This is a genomic window from Salinicoccus halodurans (assembly GCF_900114445.1).
Taxonomy (GTDB): Bacteria; Bacillota; Bacilli; order Staphylococcales; family Salinicoccaceae; genus Salinicoccus; species Salinicoccus halodurans.
The window spans coordinates 67,052-82,271 of sequence record NZ_FOTB01000004.1 but is presented as its reverse complement, the minus strand read 5'-3'; the positions used below and the strand labels follow the sequence as shown (position 1 = coordinate 82,271).

Annotated in this window: 16 protein-coding genes; 8 read left to right on the top strand and 8 right to left on the bottom strand. The window is 49.5% G+C overall.

Going from position 1 to position 15,220, the window contains the following annotated elements:
* The first annotated feature begins 329 nt into the window (after positions 1–329).
* Entirely contained in the window at positions 330–1,313 is a 984-nt protein-coding gene (locus BM271_RS08965; protein ID WP_046789554.1) for a nuclease-related domain-containing protein, read from the top strand.
* Here the strand turns inward: BM271_RS08965 and BM271_RS08960 are convergent.
* From BM271_RS08960 to BM271_RS08945, 4 genes are all read right to left on the bottom strand, one after another.
* Positions 1,246–1,755 (bottom strand): hypothetical protein, encoded by a 510-nt coding sequence (locus BM271_RS08960; RefSeq protein ID WP_143544928.1) that lies wholly within the window; start codon positions 1,753–1,755, stop codon positions 1,246–1,248. The two genes, BM271_RS08965 and BM271_RS08960, sit on opposite strands and share 68 nt — an antisense overlap.
* A 72-nt stretch (positions 1,756–1,827) precedes the next feature.
* Entirely contained in the window at positions 1,828–2,343 is a 516-nt protein-coding gene (locus BM271_RS08955; protein ID WP_046789555.1) for a 2'-5' RNA ligase family protein, read from the bottom strand.
* A gap of 63 nt (positions 2,344–2,406) precedes the next feature.
* On the bottom strand, positions 2,407–3,132 hold the full coding sequence (locus tag BM271_RS08950; protein WP_046789556.1) for an alpha/beta hydrolase: 726 nt from the start codon (positions 3,130–3,132) through the stop codon (positions 2,407–2,409).
* Between the two features lie 54 nt (positions 3,133–3,186).
* Positions 3,187–4,770 (bottom strand): alanine/glycine:cation symporter family protein, encoded by a 1,584-nt coding sequence (locus tag BM271_RS08945; protein WP_046789557.1) that lies wholly within the window; start codon positions 4,768–4,770, stop codon positions 3,187–3,189.
* 177 nt (positions 4,771–4,947) lie between these two features.
* Between BM271_RS08945 and BM271_RS08940 the strand changes: the two genes are divergently transcribed.
* Positions 4,948–6,045 (top strand): AI-2E family transporter, encoded by a 1,098-nt coding sequence (locus BM271_RS08940; RefSeq protein WP_046789558.1) that lies wholly within the window; start codon positions 4,948–4,950, stop codon positions 6,043–6,045.
* Between the two features lie 45 nt (positions 6,046–6,090).
* Here the strand turns inward: BM271_RS08940 and BM271_RS08935 are convergent, their stop codons facing one another.
* The 3 genes from BM271_RS08935 to BM271_RS08925 are packed head-to-tail and all read right to left on the bottom strand — an operon-like array spanning position 6,091 to position 9,169.
* Positions 6,091–7,656 carry an ABC transporter permease gene (locus BM271_RS08935; RefSeq protein WP_046789559.1) on the bottom strand — a complete coding sequence of 522 codons (1,566 nt, stop codon included), beginning with the start codon at positions 7,654–7,656 and terminating at the stop codon, positions 6,091–6,093.
* The gene (locus tag BM271_RS08930) at positions 7,653–8,543 is read right to left on the bottom strand and encodes an ABC transporter ATP-binding protein (protein ID WP_046789560.1); all 891 of its coding nucleotides are present in this window, start codon (positions 8,541–8,543) and stop codon (positions 7,653–7,655) included. The genes BM271_RS08935 and BM271_RS08930 overlap by 4 nt, the downstream gene beginning before the upstream one ends.
* Complete coding sequence (locus tag BM271_RS08925) at positions 8,540–9,169, bottom strand: TetR/AcrR family transcriptional regulator (RefSeq protein ID WP_046789561.1); 630 nt, start codon at positions 9,167–9,169, stop codon at positions 8,540–8,542. The genes BM271_RS08930 and BM271_RS08925 overlap by 4 nt, the downstream gene beginning before the upstream one ends.
* A 150-nt stretch (positions 9,170–9,319) precedes the next feature.
* Between BM271_RS08925 and BM271_RS08920 the strand changes: the two genes are divergently transcribed.
* Both BM271_RS08920 and BM271_RS14285 read left to right on the top strand, forming a co-directional pair.
* Positions 9,320–10,147, top strand: a complete 828-nt coding sequence (locus BM271_RS08920; RefSeq protein WP_046789562.1) for a M23 family metallopeptidase — start codon at positions 9,320–9,322, stop codon at positions 10,145–10,147.
* Between the two features lie 47 nt (positions 10,148–10,194).
* The gene (locus BM271_RS14285; protein WP_159430861.1) at positions 10,195–10,338 is read left to right on the top strand and encodes a hypothetical protein; all 144 of its coding nucleotides are present in this window, start codon (positions 10,195–10,197) and stop codon (positions 10,336–10,338) included.
* A 75-nt stretch (positions 10,339–10,413) separates the two neighbouring features.
* On the opposite strand, the gene BM271_RS08915 is transcribed toward BM271_RS14285, so the two are convergent.
* Positions 10,414–10,758: a hypothetical protein gene (locus tag BM271_RS08915; RefSeq protein WP_234960519.1), complete on the bottom strand. Its 345-nt coding sequence runs from the start codon at positions 10,756–10,758 to the stop codon at positions 10,414–10,416.
* A gap of 126 nt (positions 10,759–10,884) precedes the next feature.
* Here BM271_RS08915 and BM271_RS08910 point away from each other — a divergent pair, with 126 nt between their 5' ends.
* Genes BM271_RS08910 through galU form a run of 4 tightly spaced genes read left to right on the top strand, consistent with a single transcriptional unit; the run spans position 10,885 to position 15,218 of the window.
* A complete protein-coding gene (locus tag BM271_RS08910) occupies positions 10,885–11,670 on the top strand; it encodes a gluconate 2-dehydrogenase subunit 3 family protein (RefSeq protein ID WP_046789564.1) in 786 nt (261 codons plus the stop codon).
* 3 nt (positions 11,671–11,673) lie between these two features.
* Positions 11,674–13,398 (top strand): GMC family oxidoreductase, encoded by a 1,725-nt coding sequence (locus BM271_RS08905; RefSeq protein ID WP_046789565.1) that lies wholly within the window; start codon positions 11,674–11,676, stop codon positions 13,396–13,398.
* Between the two features lie 15 nt (positions 13,399–13,413).
* Entirely contained in the window at positions 13,414–14,277 is an 864-nt protein-coding gene (gene tatC, locus BM271_RS08900; RefSeq protein WP_046789566.1) for a twin-arginine translocase subunit TatC, read from the top strand.
* Between the two features lie 56 nt (positions 14,278–14,333).
* Complete coding sequence (gene galU, locus BM271_RS08895; RefSeq protein WP_046789567.1) at positions 14,334–15,218, top strand: UTP--glucose-1-phosphate uridylyltransferase GalU; 885 nt, start codon at positions 14,334–14,336, stop codon at positions 15,216–15,218.
* Positions 15,219–15,220 lie beyond the last annotated feature (2 nt).

Sequence of the window (15,220 nt, the reverse complement as noted above, 5' to 3'; positions counted from 1 at the left end):
GTCCATATGCGAGGTTATGTGGCCTTCGTCGGGGATGACGACGTCCATATGCGAGGTTATGCGGCCTTCGTCGAGGACGACGATGTCCATATGATAGATTATGCTGTCATTGCTCAGGCTAACGGCGGTCAGAAATCTGTGTTTACAGATCTTTATTTATATAATCAGTAAAATATAAGTGTTAATTTACAATATGATTTGTTGATTTAACAGGCTTTTCAATAAAGATGTTACTTTTTACTATTTTATTTCACCGAACAAAAAATCAAATCAGCTGTTTTTACCTATATATAGGAAAGGAGTTTTTTATTTAAGGGGGGGCAAAGCCGATGTTTTTAAATGAAAGATTGAAATCCAAAGAGTTGCATTATTACGAAGCGCTTAACCGAAGGTGTGAATTAACCAGGGAAGAAGCCAGAAAATTATCGATTTTAAGAAAAGGATTTGACGGCGAAGTAGGGTATGATCGGATTTTTGATGAAGCCGGACATGACAATTTATTAATTTATAGGGATTTATGGATGAAAATTGAAGGAGGCATTCTCCAGATCGACTCATTAATCATCACGGAAAATAAACTTATAGTGCATGAAATAAAAAATTACAGCGGTCTTTATTCTTACGAAAACGATGGATGGTTCATAAATGGCATACAAATTTCAGAAGAGCCTGTGGCCCAGGCGGTGCGAACTGGTAATAAACTGTTGAAGCTTCGATCTTTGCTCCATCATAATTTTGAACGGGATTACAAAGTGATTTTTGTGAATCCTAATTTTAATCTGGAGATTAAACAGGAAAAGCCAAAAAATATTGTACAACGATCAATGCTTCGTCATTATATGAAGGAATTGAATAAAATGCATGTCGGCCCCCGCGCACACGAAACGGCTTTAAGATTAAAAGACTATTTTATAGATAATCCCATGGAATTACCGGAAGTGGATCCTGAAAGAGTGAAAGCTGGTAACTACTGCTGTGCCTGTGGAAAATTTGAAATGATATTTGGAAGGTATCATACGAAATGTGTTCAGTGTGGTAATAAGGAAACGATAGAGAAAATGATCGTGCGGGCAATGGTAGATTTTAATATTATATTTCATAATACGCCAATGACTAAAGAGAAATTAAAACGGTTCGCAGGAATGGACAAGAATGAAAGGTCAATACGGAGACTGCTGAATAAATATGCTGAAAAAGTGGGAGCTGGAAGAAAAACTGCATATACTTTAGAAATGCAGGATCTGATCACACTTTTAAATAGAAAAAATTATAAATCCAGATATGATACTGATAATAAGTTGAAAACTCAATGATATATCTATTAATGGCTGTCGTCGCCCAAACTAATGCCAGCACCCGCGCCATATGGCCATCGTCACCCAAACGAATGCCAGAAACTGCGTCATATGGCCATCGTTGCCTCCGCGAATGCCAGTAACCACGCCATATGGCCATCGTCGCCCAAACGAATGCCAGAAACTGCGTCATCCGGCCATCGTCGCCTCCGACGAATGCCAGCACCCGCGCCATATGGCCATCGTCGCCCAAACGAATGCCAGAAACTGCGTCACATGGCCATCGTTGCCTCCGCGAATGCCAGTAACCACGCCATATGGCCATCGTCGCCCAAACGAATGCCAGAAACTGCATCATCCGGCCATCGTCGCCCCTGACGAATGCCAGAAACTGCGTCACACGGCCATCGTCGCCTCCGACGAATGCCAGCACCCGCGCCATATGGCCATCGTCACCCAAGACAAACATCCCCTGTAAAAAAACAACCCCTCCACACCGTGGAGGGGTTTTCAAATCAAATATGAATAATTATTATTCACCGCTGCCGAGTCTGAATGTCTCGGAAACCTGCCACATACCGTTTTCCAACTGGAAGCAGAGGCTGATTTTATTGAGTGTTTCTGAATGGTCGATGCCGATCATGCTCAAGTGTCCGAACATGTCTTCATATTCCTGTGAAGTCTGGCCCTGTGCGATAGTGAAGTGGGGAACGAATGGATGCTGGTTTTCGCCGTAGAAGTCCCCTTTGTTAAGGTCGTCATGGATGGCGTTCAACTTTTCGTTCTTTTCAACTTTGAAGTAGATTACCTGTGAATTCGGCACAAAGCTCGAAACCTTTTTGATTTCGATATCAACAGGATCGTGTTTTTTAGCCACATCTTTCAGATATTCGATGATTTTTTCTTTTTCCGACTCATCGGCTTCGAAGCTTTCTTTCACCGTGATGTGCGGCGGGATGAGTGCATAATGCGCATCATATCTTTTTCTGTACTGGTTTACTTTGTCTTGCAGTTGTTTGGATGGAAACATTGCTACCCCAAAATTCATCTTGATTCCTCCCGTTTATTTTAATTCAATTATATCAGACTTTTTGGAAAAATACATAATATTCTAACCCAGGTAGTGTTTCAGTATCGTGTCGAGCTCTGGTTTCCACACTTTCCAGATGTGCCCGCCGTCAAGCTCATGGTATTCATATTCGAGCGGTTCGCCCTCAAGATATTCATTCAGCCTGCGGTTCGGCGTCAGGAAATCGGCCTGATTGCCCGAGATTGTCTTAAAGTCGTCCTCTTCCAAACCGATCGTATGATACAGGTCCAGATGCATCAGCATCATCTGATCCTTGAATTTCTGAATAAAGTCATCATCGACAAACGGGCTGAACGCCACTGCCTGCGAGAACGTCGCCGGATAGGTGACCGCCACCGAGAACGCAAAGCTTCCTGCCAGCGATTCACCCATTAACAGGCGTGAAGTACCAACCTTCAAAGTAGGGAAGGTGTTGTCGACCCAGTGGATCAGCTCGCGGGAGACGAATGAAACGAATGCTTCATGATGTTCGCCGTTCGGGCTGAAATAGTCGTTGCGCCATTCGACCGACGGATACGGCACGCCGACGATGATGGCGCGTTCGACCTCGCCCGCCTCCCACAGCTTCTCATACTGGCGCTCAATCTGCCCGAATTTGAAGAAATCCTGGGAATCGAAAGTGAGCACCACATGATGCTTGTAAAGATCAGAAAAATTTTTAGGAAGATAATATTGTATTTCATAAGTTTCACCAAGTGTCTCCGATTCGAAATCGATCGTGTGCACTTTGCCTGGTGTCATGTCCATAAGAAAACCCCCTCATGATGATTCTACCAATAAGGGGGCGTGGATTAAACAATTTTATAATTTCGGATCCCGGCCATTATCCGGCTTGGGAATCTCCTCGCCGGGATACTGGTAGTTTTCCTGTCTCAGGCGTTCCGGATAGTCATAGTGCCAGAAATCGGCATTTTTGACTTCGCCGGGTTCAGGCCTGTAGATCGCAAACTTCCCGGAGCCCTTCTCCTTCTTCTGCCGCTCGTAATCTTTGAGTGCCTGGAGTGCCGGTTTCTGCAGGATGAGTATGGCAATCAGGTTCAGCCATGCCATCATGCCGACACCGAGGTCACCCATATCCCAGGCGAGCTGGGCGGTGCTGACCGTCCCCACATAGACGGATCCGATGAGCACCAGACCCAGAACAATCTTCAGCCAGCCAAATCTTCCCTTCGTCAGATAGACCAGGTTGGTCTCGGCCATATAATAGTAGGCGAGTATGGTCGTATAACAGAAGAACAGCAGCGCAAAAGCGATGAAGTAGGAACCGAATCCTACGAAAGTCTCGTCAAAAGTGGATTGGCCGTGGAATGCGGCATCAATACCGCCCTGCGTAAATGCGGTCGTGCCGGAAACATCCTGCTCACCCTCGGCATTCGTCACATACACGCCATTATCGACAAGAAGGCCGCCTTCGCCGTCAGACACGTTATACATGCCGGTCATAAGGATCATGAGGGCTGTCGCCGTACAGACAAAAAGTGTATCGATATACACCGAGAATGCCTGCACAAGCCCCTGTTTCGCCGGATGCGACACTTCAGCGGCACCCGCCGGATGGGCCCCTGTACCCTGACCTGCTTCGTTGGAATAAAGACCGCGTCTGACCCCGATGGCGATCATCGCACCGATAATACCGGCATACTGTGCCTCGAGCCCGAATGCACTGCGGAAAATCAGACCAAGCAGCGGAAGCACTTCATCGATATTGATAAATACTATGATAACTGCAACTATAATGTAGATGATTGCCATTATCGGAACGACTGCAGTGGCGACGTTGGCGATGGACCTGATGCCGCCGAAAATTACAAGGCCGACGAAAACCACCATCATGACGCCGACCATCCATGAATCGACCGGAAAGGCATGGATGAATGAACTTGCCACCGAGTTGGATTGGATACTCGGCAGGAGAAGCCCTGTTGCAACGACCGTTACAAGGGCGAAAATTGCGGCATAGATCTTGCCGAATTTATTCCCGAACCCCTTTTCAATGTAGTATGCGGGACCTCCGCGATACTGGTTATCCTCATTCTGCTTGTAGATCTGGGCGAGAGTGGATTCGACGAACGCGCTCCCTGCGCCGATGAACGCAATCAGCCACATCCAGAAAACCGCCCCCGGCCCCCCTATGAAGATTGCTGTGGATACACCGACGATATTACCGGTTCCCACACGGCCCGCAAGCGATACTGCGATCGCCTGGAAACTTGAGATTCCGACAGGTGAGCGTTCACCCTGGAACATCAGGCGGATCATTTCCTTGAAGTGACGGATCTGGAAGAAGCGCATACGGATTGTAAAGTATGCCCCTACGATGATGAGCAGAATAACAAGCGCGTTACTCCACACCAGTCCCATCATGAAATCAACGATACTCTGCATATTTAATTTTCCCCTTTCCCCTTCGTCCCGAACATTCGGACAATATAATATTACTTCGAATGTCACCATTTGTCCACATATTTATGAAAGCGTTTTCTGTCGCATATATTTTCTTGCTGAATAAAAATTATGGTACACTGTAAACAACTTTAAATTAGTGAGAAGGAGAACGTGAGAATGACTAGAAAAGTTTGGTTCCAGACCGGTATCGCAATCATCATCACACTTTTGATCATCATGCTGACGATCAGGGTACAGGTGATTTTCGAACCGATCTTCACAATTATCGCAACCATATTCATCCCGCTTCTGATCGGCGGACTCCTGTATTACATTACAGAACCCATACAGCGCTTCCTCGAAAAGCGGAAGGCCGGGCGGATTACGAGCATATTTGCGATTTTCATCATCATACTGCTCGTCATTACGCTGCTTTCTATGATCATCGTTCCGATGGTCACCCAGCAGGTGCAGAACCTGGTGGCAAGGGCGCCGATGATCCAGAGGGAAATCCAGGAACTCTTCAATTACCTGCTGTCCCAGCGCGACAGGCTGCCTTTCAATCCGGATACGTACGTGCAGGATGCCCTGAACCAGGGGTCCGAGATGATCTCCAATCTGATGGGCAATGCGATCACGATCGTCTCCGGTACAGTAAGCGTGCTGCTCACGATCGTCCTGGTGCCGTTCTTCTACTTCTTCCTGTTGAAAGACCATGAGAAGTTCATTCCATCAATGACTTCTCCGTTCAAGGGGACGTTCAAGCAGTTCCTCACCGAACTGCTCAGTGACATCGACAACACGCTCCGGGCGTTCATCCAGGGTCAGATGCTGGTCAGCTCGATCCTGTGTGTCATTCTCTATATCGGCTACGCAATCGTCGGACTCGATTATGCGCTGCTGCTCGCAATCTTCGCACTGTTCATGAACCTGATACCATTCATCGGGCCGTGGATGGCATTCGTGCCTGCGGCACTCCTCGCAGTCATCCAGGATCCGATCATGCTTGTATGGGTATCACTGATCACCCTGATCGCGCAGCAGATCGAAAGTAACCTCATCACGCCGAACGTCATGGGTCAGACGCTCAAACTGCACCCGCTCACAGTCATTACAGTGGTGCTTGCAGCGGGGAACATCGCCGGATTCATCGGCATGCTGATCGCGATCCCGACATATGCAGTCACGAAAACGATCATCCAGAATATCTGGCGGTACCGCCGCAACATCGGCAAGACGATGTTCGCAGATGCGGGAGGACCGTCCTCCGAATAACAAAAATATCCGCAGCTCCCGAATCAGGGGGCTGCGGATTTTCTATTAGCCGATATCTCTCTGTTTGAAGAGTGCCGCACCCGCGATGCCAAGAGCAATCCCGATTGCAGTGATGGCGGCCCATGCAATCCAGTCCATCTCCTCAGCCGGCATTTCCGCCAGGAAATGGAACGGCGTCACGATGCGCCATGCATCATCAAGGCCGATGATGAGGCCCAGATAGTTGACGAAGAACGAATAGAGGTAATACACCCATATCAGCGTATGGAGTTTTTTTGAAATCCCTATCAGCAGCATGGAAAGTCCGGTGAACAGGACGACAGCGGCTGTGTAGTTCAGTGCAGTAAGCATATATTCACCGATTGTCACCCCGATATCCTCGACTCCGATGCTCGCAGCATACATACCAATGACAGCAAGCACAAGACCGAGCGCACCGGTGACGACGCCGAAAATGCCATGAGTGAGCAGCATACGCCCACGGCTGATATCCGCACTCACAAGCATTTCCAGCCTTTCGGATTTCTCCTCACGCAATATACGCGCTGACACCATCAATGCAGGGATGATGCCGACCACAGCCGTCACCATCATCAAAGTACTCAGAAACTGCAGAATCGGATCCATGCCCGACTCACTTTCCATTGCCTGAGCCAAAAACTGATTCTCATTGATGAAAGTATCCAGTTCACCGAAAATCGACCCGTATGACAGGCCGATCAGCAGCATCCCGGCCAGCCAGCTCGTAATCAGCACCTTCATCCCAGTCAGTTGCAGGCGGGGGTAAGAACCGATACGCCGTGTTTTATTCTTGAAGTCAAGCGTAATATAAGCATCATCCAGATCCCTTTTGGCAAATAAAAACCAAGCGAGCCAGGCGAACACGGCAATGATTAAGAACGGTGACAGCCAGACAAAGTCATTCACACCGAAGGGTTCTATCCGTGAGAGCCAGTGGTATGGGAAAATCACAGAATAGTCGGTATTGACGACATCAGTGATGGCCCGGCCCAGATAAAAGAGCAGCAGGAGTGAAAGTGCAATGCCGAATGACCAGTCGGAAGACGGCAGAAGCTGGGCGAGCACCAGTGTCACCATATAGAACAGGAGACCGAACAGCGCTGTGCCGAGTGCGTAGAGCATGCTGCCTTCCAGACCGAAGGATTCAATATCCATCACAACTAATCCGGTGAATATCACGGCACCGAGCGCAATATTCATCAGTATGCCGATCAAAAGCTGCGTGCCGAAAATATTGCTGCGCGTGATGCCTGTGCTGCTGACATATTCCAAAAGTCCCTGGTCTTCCATTTTGCGGCTTACTGCATTGGCAATCATGACGCCGAAAAGGCCGTGGACAATCGCCATGAACACGAGCATTTCATGGGAGAACATTACAGCAATGGTATACGTGCCTTCAGGTACCGGACCGACCATCGCAACCATGGCCGGATTGGCCAGTGTTTCCTTCAGGACTTCACGGTCAGCTGCTTCGCCGTAGAGGTTCGCGAACGCAGGAGGGACGATGAGCGTCAGTGCCGAGATGCCGATGATCCACATGAGTATGCGGAACCGCACATCCCGGAGTACTATCCCGAAAAATTGTTTCATGATTGATCACTCCGGTCTTCATAATAGCGCATGAAGATATCTTCCAGACGGGGCGGCCGTGTTTCCAGCTGCATGGGCTGGAGCGGGTGAAGCGCCTCAAGGAACTCAGGTGCCTTGTCGTTGTCCACAAGAATATGTGTGCTGTCATGATCTTGTGTGAATTCGTGGACAAAAGGCAGTGATTTCAATGTTTCCAAATCACCTTTGGCCTGTACAACATATTCGATCCGGGTGATATGGCGGAGATCCGCCAGTTGTCCCGTTTCGATAATCTGTCCGTCACGGATGATGGCAATTCTGTCCGCCAGTTTTTCTACTTCGGAGAGGATATGGCTGGACAGAAGGATGCTTTTACCTTCATTTTTGGCGCGTATGACTTCTTCATGGAATGAACGCTCCATCAAAGGATCGAGTCCCGTCGTCGGTTCATCGAAGATCAGCAGATCTGCATTTGAAAGGAATGCACTGATGAGCGCCACTTTCTGACGGTTCCCTTTGGAGTACGCCTTACATTTCTTTTTAGGATCCAGTCTGAACTTTTCTATCAGCTCATCTTTGCGGTCCGTATTTGTGTAGCCCCGCGTTTTCATGAAGAAATTGATCACTTCATCCCCTGTGAGATTCCCCCACAGGTTGACGTCGCCCGGGACATAGGTGAGTTTATTCTTGTAGTGCGGGTCTTTCGAAATGGGCTGATCGTCTACGAAAATCTCCCCGGAATCAGGTGTCAGTGCCCCGATGATCATGCGGATCGTTGTGGATTTTCCGGCACCATTCGGTCCGATGAATCCAAAAATCTCTCCTTTTTCTATATGAAAAGAGACTTCATGCGCAGCGATCGTATCACCGAAAGTTTTAGTCGTATTTTTCAGTTCGAGTATGCTCATTGATATTCCTCCTTATAATAAAGTTTGCGTAAAGCTGCAAGATAGTGGTCAAAATCCTCAAAATATTCATCAAAATGCTCGAAGTCCAGTCCTTCGGCTTTCATCATATGTTCCATTTCCTGGGTATAGCCGTTTATCGTCCATGACACGAGTTTTATGGCTGTCTGATGATCAATGTCATCGCGGAAGCGGTCCATGTCCAGATTGTCGAAAAGAATGCGCTGCCGATTTTCAAGGAAAGCCGCATTCCGTTCCTGCTGTACTTCATTTAGATCGTCAGAAAAATAAACGGATGTGATGAATTTCGAGATTTCTGGGTGCGCCTTGAAGTATACATATTTGATATGGGACAGCCGGGCACATCTTTCGATGAAACCTTCTTTCTTTGTCGTAATGTCATACAGCATATAGTTTTCGATATGGTCGAGGGCAAAATCAAGTGCATCGTCAAATATCGACTGCTTGTTGTCAAAATAATAGTAGAGCATCCCTTTGCTCATGCCCGCGCGCTTTACGATGCGGTTCGTCGAAGCCTTCTTGAAGCCGTGCTCACCGAATTCAGCCATTGCCGCGGCAAAGATTTCATACTGCCTCGAGCCATCCAGTGATTTGAACGCTTCTTTCATGGAATGTCCCCCTTTTACTCATGATTTGAATTCATATTGACCACCCTGGTCAATCCCATTCTATTCTCTTTGACCGGAGTGGTCAATAGCTTTTTTGAGATTTTACACGATATATCAATTGGACGTGATAAAACATGGGGAGTGATCATTTTGAATCCAATTGAATATTTGAAAAAACAGGGTTTCCGGGTGACGTCGGATCCGACCCGTTACAAAAGCGGCATCTGGGGCAAGCGGGATTATACCGTCGGCGGCTACAACTACGATACCTACTGCGGCGGCTATCACCGTGCGTACGATCTGGCAAAACAGCATCTCGCTCCGGTGCCGTCGGTGTGCGACGGAGAGGTCGTTGCGGGCACGTCGGCATACGGAAACTTCGGCGGCACAGTCGTCGTTGCGAACAAAACGCTCGGCATCCAGGTGATCTACGGACATCTTGCGCGCAATCTGCCGGTGAAAATCGGGAATAAAGTGCGGCAGGGCACAACGGTCGGACATCAGTCGAACACCAATTACGACAACGTGCATATGGCATCACACCTCCATATCCAGTTTCAGAAATACGGCTATCTTGCGAGCGAACGGGCATTTGTGTGCAACGGAATCAGCCCCCTTTCGATCGATATCGGAGGCGGATCTTTATTGAAACAGAAAACAAGTTATGAGGCGGCCTGGTTCTGGAAAGGGAAATTCAGGGCAGCGGCGAGAATAAAGAAGCGCTCGTTCCCGTCGCTGGGAGCAGGCGTTGAGGGGATTGCAGGAATAGGTGATGTATACAGTTTCGACAAACTTTATTACAATGACGGCCACTGGTGGATCCGGATACTGGATGGAAACACACGGCTGTTCATCGCCGCCGGTAAAAAGGAGACAGGCGTCACATTCAGGGCCGCCGCCTCCCGTGGAAAATTGTGGGGTGCCGTCACCCGACTCGACGTCAGCGGCGGAAAGGAAAAAGGGGAGAAAGCATTGTAGTCGCGCCGACGAAGGCCAGATGATGACGCATCCGGCCTTCGTCCGGGGTGACGACGTCCACAAGACACGGTATCCGGCCTTCGTCCGGGGTGACGATGTCCACAAGACACGGTATCCGGCCTTCGTCCGGGGTGACGATGTTCACAAGACACGGTATCCGGCCTTCGTCCGGGGTGACGACGTCCATATAAACAACAATCGATATATATTTCAATAAAATAACCGCTCGACCCAAAAATTTTACAGGGTCCAGCGGTTTTTATTTGCTAATGTCCCCCAAGATAGTCATCCATCTTGTAAAGGAGTTTGTTGATCTCGACCTGATTGACAGTCTCGACGATGAAATAGACGAAGATGGTGAATACGAAAATGCTGCCGAGAAGTAAAATATTGTTTTGGAATACGCTGATCAGGATGGCCGGAAGGAAAACGAACACCATGTAGAAAATCAGCATGACGAGTCGGTTTCCGTTGATGGAACGCTGGGCATCGCGGAGGTCGTCGCGGTATTTTTTGTTAACTGCTTCCAAATCGACTTCAGGTCCGTCATCATACACTTTCGTGATTGTGGGTTTCGCATCGTACTTGTTTTCTGTGTACCGTAGATCCATATGCTTATTGTCCCAGAACAAATACTTGAAAAAAGCCAAATAAACCACATCCCCTTCTTTAATTTTCTAAATATTATGATATCATTATATAATGAAAGTATGTTTTATTCAAAGGGGGATTATCATATGGCTAAAGAAGATCAGAAAGAGAAAAAGTTTTCCAGGCGTGATTTCCTGAAAACGACTGGTGTGGCAACCGGGGGGATCATTGGTGGATCCCTGCTTGGCGGCTCAGTCGGAATGAACCTCAATTCTGTCATGCCTGCACAGGAGGAGGAAACCTCGCAAACCGAAGAAACCGGCGGAGAAGAGACTGGCGGCAATGAAAATCCGGGCAGGATGTTCTTTCACAATGATGCCGATTTCGAAACGATTTCTCAGGCGATGGAAAGGATATTCCCCGAGGATGACCTCGGTCCGGGCGCCATCAAACTTGGCGTGCCCTATTTTCTCGACATGCAGCTCGCAGGTGCCTACGGAAACAACACCAAAGAGTATATGCAGGCGCCTTTCTACGAAGGCGAAACGACGCAGGGCTACCAGTCGCGCCTGACACGGGCTGAATTGTTTACGCTCGGCATCAAGGCGCTGAACACAGAGTCGCAGAATGATTTCGACAACGATTTCTCAAGTATCGAAGACGGGCAGAAGGATGAGATTCTGACGAAATTCCAGGATGGGGATGCAGATCTCGGCATCCCGAGAGCGGCAGGGAAGCCCGAGGATTTCTTCAGGCTGCTGCGTTCTGCGACGCTGCAGGGTGCATATGCAGATCCACTGTATCGTGGAAACCGGGGCATGGAAGGCTGGAAGATGAAGAACTTTCCGGGCCACCAGCATGCCTACATCCAGCAGATCGATACAGACAGCTTCCAGGAAATCGAACCACAATCACTTTACGGGGGGAAATAGCATATGGTGACAGAGTTGGATAAAGTAGACGTTGTAACTGTAGGAGTCGGCTGGACCGGCGGCATCATCGCTGCGGAAGCGGCGAAGGCCGGCCTCAATGTGATGGGGCTTGAACGCGGACATGAGCGCGGCACTGAGGATTATCAGAATGTCCACGATGAATATAAATATGCAATACGCTATGAACTGATGCAGAATATGTCGAAGGAGACCATTACCTTCAGGAATACGCGGGACCAGCGTGCGCTGCCGATGCGGGAGATGGGTTCTTTCCTTCTCGGCGACAACCTCGGCGGGGCGGGGACGCACTGGAACGGACAGACGTGGCGGTTCCTGCCGTATGATTTCGAAATCCGTTCGATGACCGAAGAGAAATACGGCGAAGAGAAACTGAAAGATGATGAAGGCTACCGCATCCAGAACTGGGGAATTACTTATGATGAACTGGAGCCGTACTTCGATAAATTTGAAAAGACCGCCGGCATTTCCGGCGAACCCAACCCGCTTGGCGGCGACCGCTCGGATGACTATCCGACACCGCCGATGATCAAGACGCGGTCTCTCAAGATGTTCGAAGAGGCCGCGAACAGCATGGGCTACAGCCCGATCATGATGCCTTCGGCCAACTTGAGCGAAGCATATGAAAATCCGGACGGCCAGTCGATCCAGGCATGCCAGTACTGTGCATTCTGTGAACGCTTCGGCTGTGAATACGGTGCGAAATCCTCGCCGGAAGTGACCGTTATCCCTGCAGCCAGGGAAACCGGCAATTTCGAAGTGCGCCCGCACTCAAACGTCGTCGAAGTCATGAAGGATGAAGATGATGACAGCAAAGTCACAGGCGTGCGCTTCATCGACACGCAGACAGGGGAAGAGTTCTTCCAGCCGGCGGATGTCGTCGTGCTCACGAGCTATTTATTCAACAACTACAAGCTGCTCAGAGTGTCCGAAATCGGCGAGCAGTACGATCCGGAGACGGAAGAGGGTACACTTGGCCGCAACTACTGCTACCAGATTTTCGGCGGTGCAGTCGGATTCTTCGACGAGCAGTTCAATACATTCATGGGAGCGGGCGCACTCGGTATGGCGTTTGACGACTTCAACGGCGATAACTATGACCATTCCGACCTCGACTTCCTCCACGGCGGCAACATGGCGATCACCCAGACCGGTGCACGCCCGATCGCGACCAACACAACGCGCGAGGGGACGCCGTCATGGGGCGCCGAGTTCAAAAAGGAGTCGATCGAGAATTATACACGCACGCTCCGGGTCCAGGCCCAGTGTGCAACTTTGCCGCATAAAAATAACTATCTCGATCTCGATGAGGAGTACACGGATGCATACGATATCCCGCTCGTCCAGCTGACATACAACTTCACAGATCAGGACAGGAGTGTCCAGAAGTATACAATCGACCGTGCAGCGGAAGTGATGGAGGAAATGGGCGCGAATGAAATCAAGAAGGACACCGTGGTCGAGGACTACGACATCGTGCCTTACCAGTCCACACACAACACCGGCGGCACCGTCATGGGCGATGATCCGGAGAAAAGCGTCGTGAACAATTATCTGCAGCACTGGGACCGCGACAATCTTTTCGTTGTCGGCGCTGGAAATTTCGCGCATAATGGAGGATATAACCCGACAGCAACAGTAGGGGCGCTTGCCTACAGATGTGCAGAAGGCGTCATCGAGTATGCGGAGGACAACAGGCGCCTCGAATAGGAACAGGTGATTTAAATGGATCCATATGAGGATTTGAGCATCAGTCCGGTGCATAAGCGTACGAAGGAAAATGATAATGGGAATAAAAACCCGTCAGCCGGTGGAGCGGGCGGCGACCCGGGTGGTCCGGGGAAGCCGGAAAAATGGGAGGAAGAGGATCCGTTCGAGCCTCTGACAGAGCAGCTTGAAGCGCTGCGCAGCCTCCTTATAAAATCCGCAGTCACGCTGGCACTGTGGTTCGTCGTCATTTTCTTCACAGTGGAATGGTGGTTCCCGTTTGTGTCAAAAGGATATGAAATCGTGATGATGGGGCCGTTTGAAGTGATCCGGTTCTATGTAAGGACCGCGGCTGCGATCGCTCTGGGTGTCTCCATTCCGTTCATCTTGTACTATTTATGGCAGTATGTCCGGAAGGTGACGGGCCTCGGGGGCATGAAAGTCAACATCAAGATGCTCAGGGGATCGGTGCCGATGATGATTGGCCTGTTCCTAGGCGGGCTTGCCTTCGGATATTTCGTCGTCCATCCGATCAGTTATTTCTTTTTGATGCAGATGGGTGAACAGAACTTCGATGTGCTGGTGACGGCGGACGAATATATGTCTTTCCTTCTGATGTCGACAATACCGATGGGGCTGATATTCCAGCTGCCGATGGTCGTTTTATTCCTGAACCATATCGAGCTCCTGGATTCGGCGCTGATGATCAAATTCAGGAAATATTCCTATTTTGGACTCATGGTGCTCACGGCATTGATTGCGCCGCCGGACTTGTTTACGCACATCATCATCCTCTCACCGATGATCGTCTTATATGAATTCAGCATCATACTTGTAAAAAGAAAAGAAAAAAGAGAGGCACGGAAAGAGGGCCGGGAGTAGATTCCGGCCTTCTTTTTGTTATAGTAGTGTCTAGAGGGACAGTAGGAGGAAAACTTATGCAAAAAGTGAAGAAAGCAGTCATTCCGGCAGCCGGGCTCGGCACCCGTTTCCTGCCTGCAACAAAAGCGATGCCGAAGGAAATGCTGCCGATCCTGGACAAGCCGACAATCCAGTATATCGTCGAAGAAGCGGTGGCGGCGGGCATCGAGGATATCATCATCGTGACCGGCAAGCATAAACGGGCGATCGAGGATCATTTCGACCAGTCGATGGAACTCGAGACTATCCTTGAGAATAAAGGGAAGCATGACCTGCTTGAAAAAGTCGAGCATGCGACAGGCCTCGCTAATATATTCTACGTCAGACAGAAGAAGCCGAAAGGTCTGGGGCACGCGATACATACAGCCAGACAGTTCATCGGCGAAGAACCGTTCGCAGTGCTGCTCGGCGATGACATCGTCGATAACGAGGGCGGCACACCGGCCATCGGCCAGCTGATCGAGCATTATGAGAAGCATCAGAGCTCGGTCATCGGTGTGAAAACTGTTCCGGAAAAAGACGTTTCAAGGTATGGAATCGTCGAGTACGACAGCCATGAAGGCAACTGTTACCATCTGAACACCATGTATGAAAAACCGGATCCGGGTATGACGGACTCAAGGCTTGCAATCATGGGCCGCTACGTCCTGACACCGTCGGTATTCGACCACCTGGAAAAAGGCGAGATCGGTGCCGGCGGCGAAATCCAGCTCACCGACGCCATCCGTGCAATCGGTGACAGCGGCGAAGACGTCTATGCCGTCGATTTCGAAGGCCGCCGCCATGACGTCGGTGCCAAGCGCGGCTTCGTGAAGACGACGATCGAATATGCGCTCAAATCCGATATGAAAGAAGAGCTGCTCGATTTCATGGAAGAGATGACGAAGAAGCACCGGGGCTAGTG